General features: G+C 33.0%; 6 protein-coding genes. All 6 read left to right on the plus strand.

The genetic code is table 11. The annotated features are described in order from the left end of the window. The first annotated feature begins 146 nt into the window (after positions 1 to 146). The 6 genes from NE054_RS06340 to NE054_RS06365 all read left to right on the plus strand — a co-directional run bounded on the left by NE054_RS06340 (position 147) and on the right by NE054_RS06365 (position 7,453). Positions 147 to 1,028 carry a glycine--tRNA ligase subunit alpha gene (locus NE054_RS06340; protein ID WP_297889911.1) on the plus strand — a complete coding sequence of 294 codons (882 nt, stop codon included), beginning with the start codon at positions 147 to 149 and terminating at the stop codon, positions 1,026 to 1,028. After that, positions 1,025 to 3,058, plus strand: coding sequence for a glycine--tRNA ligase subunit beta (glyS, locus tag NE054_RS06345; protein WP_297889913.1), 2,034 nt, complete (start codon positions 1,025 to 1,027; stop codon positions 3,056 to 3,058). The genes NE054_RS06340 and glyS overlap by 4 nt, the downstream gene beginning before the upstream one ends. A 2-nt stretch (positions 3,059 to 3,060) precedes the next feature. Next, a complete protein-coding gene (gene ppsA / locus NE054_RS06350; RefSeq protein ID WP_297889915.1) occupies positions 3,061 to 5,490 on the plus strand; it encodes a phosphoenolpyruvate synthase in 2,430 nt (809 codons plus the stop codon). A 263-nt stretch (positions 5,491 to 5,753) separates the two neighbouring features. Further along, positions 5,754 to 6,560: a pilus assembly protein PilM gene (locus NE054_RS06355; RefSeq protein ID WP_297889917.1), complete on the plus strand. Its 807-nt coding sequence runs from the start codon at positions 5,754 to 5,756 to the stop codon at positions 6,558 to 6,560. Further along, entirely contained in the window at positions 6,557 to 7,192 is a 636-nt protein-coding gene (locus NE054_RS06360; RefSeq protein ID WP_297889919.1) for a PilN domain-containing protein, read from the plus strand. Before NE054_RS06355 ends, NE054_RS06360 begins: the two co-directional genes overlap by 4 nt. Positions 7,193 to 7,201: 9 nt before the next feature. After that, complete coding sequence (locus NE054_RS06365) at positions 7,202 to 7,453, plus strand: hypothetical protein (protein WP_297889921.1); 252 nt, start codon at positions 7,202 to 7,204, stop codon at positions 7,451 to 7,453. Positions 7,454 to 7,521: the final 68 nt, after the last annotated feature.

Below are 7,521 nucleotides of genomic sequence, written 5' to 3' on the forward strand. Positions count from 1 at the left end.
AAACTCCAGCAGATATTGCATATGGGATGTGATATAATGTTTATGTATGGATGCTCACGATGTACTGAACCAATACACACACTTCTAATTAAGATTTCTTTATGTTAAAATATCTTAAAGATATTTAAAAAATTTGGAGCTTTATTATGACTTTTCAGGAGATAATACTGTCTCTTCAAAGATTCTGGGTAGATAAAGGATGTATCTTATGGCAACCTTACGACATAGAAGTAGGAGCCGGAACTATGAATCCGGCAACATTTTTGAGAGTTTTAGGACCTGAACCTTGGAACGTGTGTTATGTGGAACCATCAAGAAGACCAAAAGACGGAAGATACGGAGAAAATCCTAACAGACTTCAACATTACTACCAATTTCAAGTTATACTAAAACCTGCTCCTGAAAACCCTCAAGGGCTATACTTAGAAAGTTTAACAGCTCTTGGTATTGACTTGACAAAACATGATATCCGTTTTGTAGAAGATGATTGGGAAAGTCCAACTTTAGGAGCGTGGGGTCTTGGATGGGAAGTTTGGCTTGATGGAATGGAGATAACTCAGTTTACCTACTTTCAACAGGCTGGTAGTTTAGACCTTCCACAAATAAGTGTAGAGATAACTTATGGTTTAGAAAGGATAGCTACTTACCTTCAAGGTGTAGACAGTGTTTACGATATTGTTTGGAGTGAAGGTTTAACTTATGGTGATATTTACAAAGAAGCCGAGAGACAGTGGTCTATCCACAACTTTGAGGTTGTAGATTTAGACTTTTTATACAAAACATTTGATATGTATGAACAGCAAGGATACAAACTGATTGAAAAAAACCTCCCTATTCCGGCTTACGATTATGCCCTAAAATGCTCTCATACCTTCAACCTTCTTGATGCAAGAGGTGCTTTATCTGTAAACGAAAGAGCAAGGTATATAGCAAGAGTCAGAAACCTTGCAAAAGAGTGTGCTAAAGCATTTGTTTCCCATAGAGAAGAACTTGGTTATCCATTAATAAAAAACAAGGAGAGGTTATGAAAACCTATCTACTGGAAATAGGATGTGAAGAGCTACCACCAAAAGCTATTTTAACCTACAAAGATTTTTTAAAAGAATATGTAGAAAATAATTTTAAAGAATTTTTTGAATACGAAACTCCGGAAAACGTAAAAATCTTTGCTACTCCAAGAAGGTTGGCAGTTTTAATAAAAAACCTAAAAGAAAAACAACCTCCAAAAGAGCAAGTCCTGATAGGACCACCTTACAAAGTGGCAGTTGACCAAGAAGGAAAATTTACAAAAGCAGCGTTGTCTTTTGCTCAGAAAAACAACATTCCAATCGAAAAACTTCAAAAAATAGAGAACGAAAAAGGACAGTATATAGGGGCTGTAATAGTTCAAGAAGGAAAAGATATTAAAACCCATATATTAGATGTTATTCCAGCATTATTTAAAAGTTTTCCACAACTTAAATCGATGGTATGGAACAACTCCGGATACAGATTCCCAAGACCTATAAGGTGGATAGTATCACTTTTAGATGAACAGGTTATACCTTTTACCATAGCCAACGTTAACGCAGACAGATACACTTACCTTCACAGATTTATGACAAATCCGGTTGGAAGAGGTCAAAAAAAAGAGATAGAAAAAGCATCCTCTTACGAAGAAATTACAAAACTTGGTTTTCTGATTGCAAACTACGAAGATAGAAAAAATGCTATCAAAACCCAGTATGAAGGCTTTGCAAAATCTTTGGACGCACAAATTATAGAAGATGATGATTTAATAGACGAAATAACATGTTTAACAGAGTTTCCAATAGGAGTTATAGGAGAGTTTTCTCCCCAGTACCTAACTATGCCTCAAGAAGTTATCATAACGGTTTGTAAACACCATCAAAGGTATCTCAACTTTAAAAAAGACGGTAAGCTAATACCAAAGTTTTTAGCCTTTTCAAACACAGCTGTAAAAGACAGAGAAGTTGTAAAATCCGGATATGAAAAAGTCTTGAAAGCAAGACTTGAAGATGCATTGTTTTTCTACAAAGAAGACCTAAAAATCCGACTAGAAGACCATATAGAAAAACTAAAAGGAATTCAGTTTCACGAAAAACTCGGTTCAATTTACGACAAAGTGTTAAGAAATTTAAACTTAGCAAAAATAATTGCACAAAAATTAGGATACAAAGATGTAAATAAATTAGAAAGAGCAACTCTCTTATCCAAAACGGACCTTTTAACAAACATGGTAAAAGAGTTTGACGAACTACAAGGTGTAATGGGTATGTACTACGCCCTAAAACAAGGAGAAGACCCAGAAGTAGCAAAAGCAATATACGAACATTATCTACCAAAAACAGCCGATGATGAACTACCTCAAACAACATTAGGAACAATTTTAGCCCTTGCAGATAAATTAGATACCGTTTTATCGTTTTTCAGTATAGGAGAAATTCCAAAAGCATCGGCAGACCCATTTGCAGTTAGAAGAAACGCTATAGGTATAGTAAGAATAATCGTTGAAAAAGAGATAGATTTAGACTTATCTGAAATAGTAGATGATAAACAAGTTTTAGAATTTTTACTTTCAAGACTTGAAAGTTATCTACAAAACAAAGGTTTTAAAACGGACATAATAAACGCAGTTTTATCTTTAAAAGATTACAACTTTTACAGAAATTATCTAAAAGTCAGAGCACTACAAAACCTTACAAAAAGAGAAGATTACGAAAACATAATACAGGTCTTTAAGAGAGTAGGAAATATAATTCCAGATGGTTTTTCCGGAAAAGTTGATGTATATTTATTCCAAACACCGCAAGAAAAAGAACTTTATGAAAATGTTATATCAGTAAAAGATGAATATTTAAGGCTAATAAACGATAAACAGTATGAAGAATCTTTAGTTAAACTGATAGAACTTAAGCCTTACATAGACGGATTTTTTGACAACGTTATGATAATGGTAGAAGATGAAAAGTTAAAACAAAACCGCTTAGGAATATTGAGTGAAATTAACGAATTATTTAGATATTTTGCAGACTTTACAAAAATAGTAGGAGGTTGATTATGAAAGAGAAAAAGTTAGTAATGTGGCTCAGCGAAGTAGGTATGGAGGATATAGAATTAGTTGGTGGAAAAAATGCATCCTTAGGTGAGATGATTAAAGGACTTTCATCTATCGGTATTAAAGTACCGATGGGATTTGTCGTTACATCGGCAGCTTACTGGCACTTTGTAGACTACAACAATTTAAGAGACAAAATCAAAGAAATTCTAACAGGACTTGACCCTAACAACATTGAAGATTTATCAAAAAGAGGGTTAACCATCAGAGAATTGATAAAAGGTGGTCAATTCCCACAAGACCTAAAAGATGAAATTTTAAAAGCTTATGAAGAACTTAGCAAAATGTACGGTCAGTTTAGAGTTGACGTTGCTGTAAGGTCATCAGCAACGGCTGAAGATTTACCAAACGCATCTTTTGCAGGACAACAAGATACCTACCTAAACATAAAAGGAGATGAAACTTTATTAAACGCCATAAAAAGTTGTTTTGCATCTTTATTTACGGATAGAGCCATATCTTACAGGGAAGCGTTTAAGTTTGACCACTTTGCAATAGGACTTGCTGTAGGTGTTCAGAAGATGGTAAGGTCTGACCTTGCATCTTCTGGAGTATCATTCTCAATAGATTCTGACAGTGGTTTTAAAGATGTTGTTTTGATAAACGCATCTTACGGACTTGGTGAGATGGTCGTTCAAGGTGCAGTTACTCCTGATGAGTTTTTAGTGTTCAAACCAACCTTAAAAGAAGGTTATGAAGCTATCATAGAGAAAAAACTGGGAAGAAAGACCCATAAGATGGTTTACGGTACAACACCAGATGAAAGGACAAAGATAGTGGCTGTTTCAAAAGAAGAACAGATGAAGTTTTCTTTAACTGACCCTGAAGTTTTAAAACTTGCAAGATGGGTTATGGCAATAGAGGAGTACTACTCTAACAAATACGGAAAATGGACACCTATGGACGTTGAATGGGCAAAAGATGGAGAATTAGATGAGCTATTCATAGTTCAAGCAAGACCAGAGACGGTTCACTCTCAGAAAGACCACTCTAAAATAATAACCTATAAGATAACTGAACCTTACGAATCAAGGGAAAAGAAGAGAATCGTAGAAGGAATAGCTGTAGGAGATAAAGTTGCCTTTGGAAAAGTTAGAATACTCCATGACCTTGAAGATGCTAAAGACTTTCAAGCTGGAGAAGTTTTGGTTACAGATATGACAGACCCTGACTGGGAACCTATTATGAAAAAAGCTGCTGCAATAGTTACAAACAAGGGAGGTAGAACCTGTCACGCCGCAATAGTAGCAAGAGAATTAGGAGTGCCAGCGGTTGTTGGAACAGGAAATGCTACGGAAGTTTTAGAAAACGGTGATGAGGTGACTGTATCTTGTGCAGAAGGAGAAAGAGGTTATGTTTACAGAGGAAAAATAGAGTATGAAGTTGAAGAGTTTGACCTTACAAAACTTCCAAAAACAAAGACACCTATAATGATGAACGTTGCATCTCCGGAAGGTGCCTTTGACCTTTCCTTCCTACCAAACGCAGGAGTTGGTCTTGCAAGAGAAGAGTTTATAATAAACAACTACATATCTATACATCCACTTGCACTTATAAGATTTGATGAAATAAAACAAAAAGACCCTCAGTTGGCAGAAAAAATAGAAGATTTAACTTTTGGATATGAAAACAAAGAAGAGTACTACGTTAAGAAGTTATCTTACGGTATTGCAAAAATAGCCGCTGCATTCTATCCAAAACCTGTAATTGTAAGATTTTCCGACTTTAAATCTAATGAGTACGCAAACCTTATAGGTGGAAAGTATTTTGAACCTGAAGAAGAAAACCCAATGATAGGATTTAGAGGGGCATCAAGGTATTACTCAGAATTTTTCAAACCTGCTTTTGGACTTGAATGTAAAGCTATATTGAGAGTAAGAAATAAAATGGGTCTTAAAAACGTTATAGTTATGGTTCCTTTCTGTAGAACCCCTGAAGAAGCAAAAAAAGTTTTAGAAGTTATGGAAGAGTATGGATTAAAGAAAGGAGAAAACGGATTACAAGTTTACGTGATGTGTGAACTTCCATCAAACGTTATACTTGCAGACCAATTTGCAGAATACTTTGATGGATTTTCCATAGGTTCAAACGACCTTACCCAGTTAACACTTGGTTTAGATAGAGATTCCTCTTTAGTAGCTCATCTTTACGATGAAAGAAACGAAGCGGTGAAAAGAATGATATCTCAAGTTATAAAAGTTGCAAAAGAAAAAGGTAAAAAAATAGGTATATGTGGACAAGGACCATCAGATTATCCGGAATTTGCTCAATTCTTAGTAGAGCAAGGTATAGATACCATTTCAATCAATCCGGATTCTATAATCAAAACAACCATAGCAATCTACGAAATAGAACAAAAACTCGGAAAATAAATACGAGGGGGAGATTTCACTCCCCCATTCTTCTTAAAGATTAAAGTCAAAACAAAAGACAACCGATAATGTATATAGAGAATTATTAAAGTGTAAAGAGTGTGTCATGTTGAAAAATTTTAATTTGACTTTACCAAAATTTAACATTCCAAAATTTGGTTTTTTGAAAAAAAAACAGTATTTACTATGGAATAGAAGTAGATTCAGATTTTGTAAGGGTAGGTTTAATATCAAAAGAAGGTGATAATGTAAGGTTACCTCTTATGCCTTTTGAAATTCAAGTAAGTGGTGACAATGAGCAAGATGGAAAAATATTGAAAAATGAAATAGAAAGAAGAGGACTAAATGTAAAATCAGCTGCTTTTAGTATTCCTGTATCTTCTGTTTTATACAAAACCTTAAATTTGCCAAAAGTTGATGAAAAAGAACTTATCGATGCAATTGAATGGAATATTAGAGAAGATATAGAAAATTTTAGAACAGAAACCCATTACGATTGGGATATTTTGTCATCAGATGGAGAATTTTTAAATAATGTAGTAGTAATAACTAAAAAAGAAGTTATTGATAGAATTTTAGATATTTCTAAAGTTGCAGGAATTGATATTGAGTTTATAGACACCGCAGGTACCTCTTTACTAAATTTAGCATTTTTGCAAAAAGAAAAGGTAGAAAGAAACAAAGGTGAAAATAATATATGTGTTATACACTTGGATAAAAATGACTCATTTATAATTTTTTCTCAAAATAATGTTATTTTACAAACTCTTGACTTTAATGCATCATACTATGAAAATTTAGAACCAGATGAAAAAGAACAGGAAATTATCAGAATAATAAATGAAATAAATTACCTGTTTTTAACAGTTAACGAACCTAAAGTTATATACACATCAGGATTTTTTGTTAAGTATCCTGAAATAAAAGCTTATATGCAACTTAAATTTTCAACACAGTTTATCTTGGAAGATTTAGACCCTGTTTTAGCATTAGGATTAGATTACCAAGGCTCTTTTCCTTTATCACTTTATAACAATGCTTTAAGTCTTGCATATAGGAGCATAAAATGATAAACATAGATTTAAACCCCAAGAAAAGAAAAAAAACCACCAAAAAATTTCACTTTAAAGGTTTATCTTTAACTTCCATTAAAGATAACTTACAATTAAGAGAAGACTTAGTATTGTACCTAATACCATTTGTAACACTTTTATCCACCTTAGGATTGTATTTATACATCGATAGTAAATATACAGCTTTAGAAGAAGAAAGAAAAAGTTTAGAAAATCAGATAAACACATACAAATCGTTACAAGCAAATGCTAACAAAATAAAAAAAGAGTTTGAAAAAATACTAGAAGAAGAGAAAAAAATACAACTAAAACTGAAAATTTTTGAATCGTTAACATCTCAGAAAAAGTCATTAACTCCAATACTAAACACAGTTGTAACAAAAATACCAGATGGAGTTTGGCTTGAAAGCGTAGAATTAGATGGAAACATCTGTAGAGTAACAGGAAGTAGTCTTAACTCTCAACATATAATTAACTTTTATAAAAATGTGTCTTTGTATTTTGAAGGAGCCAACTTTGGAAAACTAAAAGATAAACAGGAAGTTCAAGGAATTGTTAGACAGGTATCACTTTCTGGTACTGTATATTACAGATTTTCATTTGAACTTTTAAAGTACAAAGGTTTATGAGGTTTTACTATGGATAAACTTAAACAGCAATGGCAGGATGCACCGATATGGCAAAAGATATTGGTAGTTTTATCATTTTCTTTAATTGTAGCCTATGGAATATACATGAGTTATATTTCTCCAATTTCAGATAAAATATCGGAGATAGAGAACCAAAATCAAGAACTCAAAGACCAGCTAAACCTTTTAAAAAAATTAACAAACAACAAAGAAGCTATTTTACTCAACAAAAAGTTGAAGGATTTAAAATTAAAACTCTAATTTCCAATTTAAATAATTTTAAAACAAACCAAGACAAGTAGCAAAACTTAAAGCTAAAATGAAGAAGT

The sequence above is a fragment of the Sulfurihydrogenibium sp. genome (assembly GCF_027448985.1).
In the GTDB taxonomy this organism is placed as follows: domain Bacteria; phylum Aquificota; class Aquificia; order Aquificales; family Hydrogenothermaceae; genus Sulfurihydrogenibium.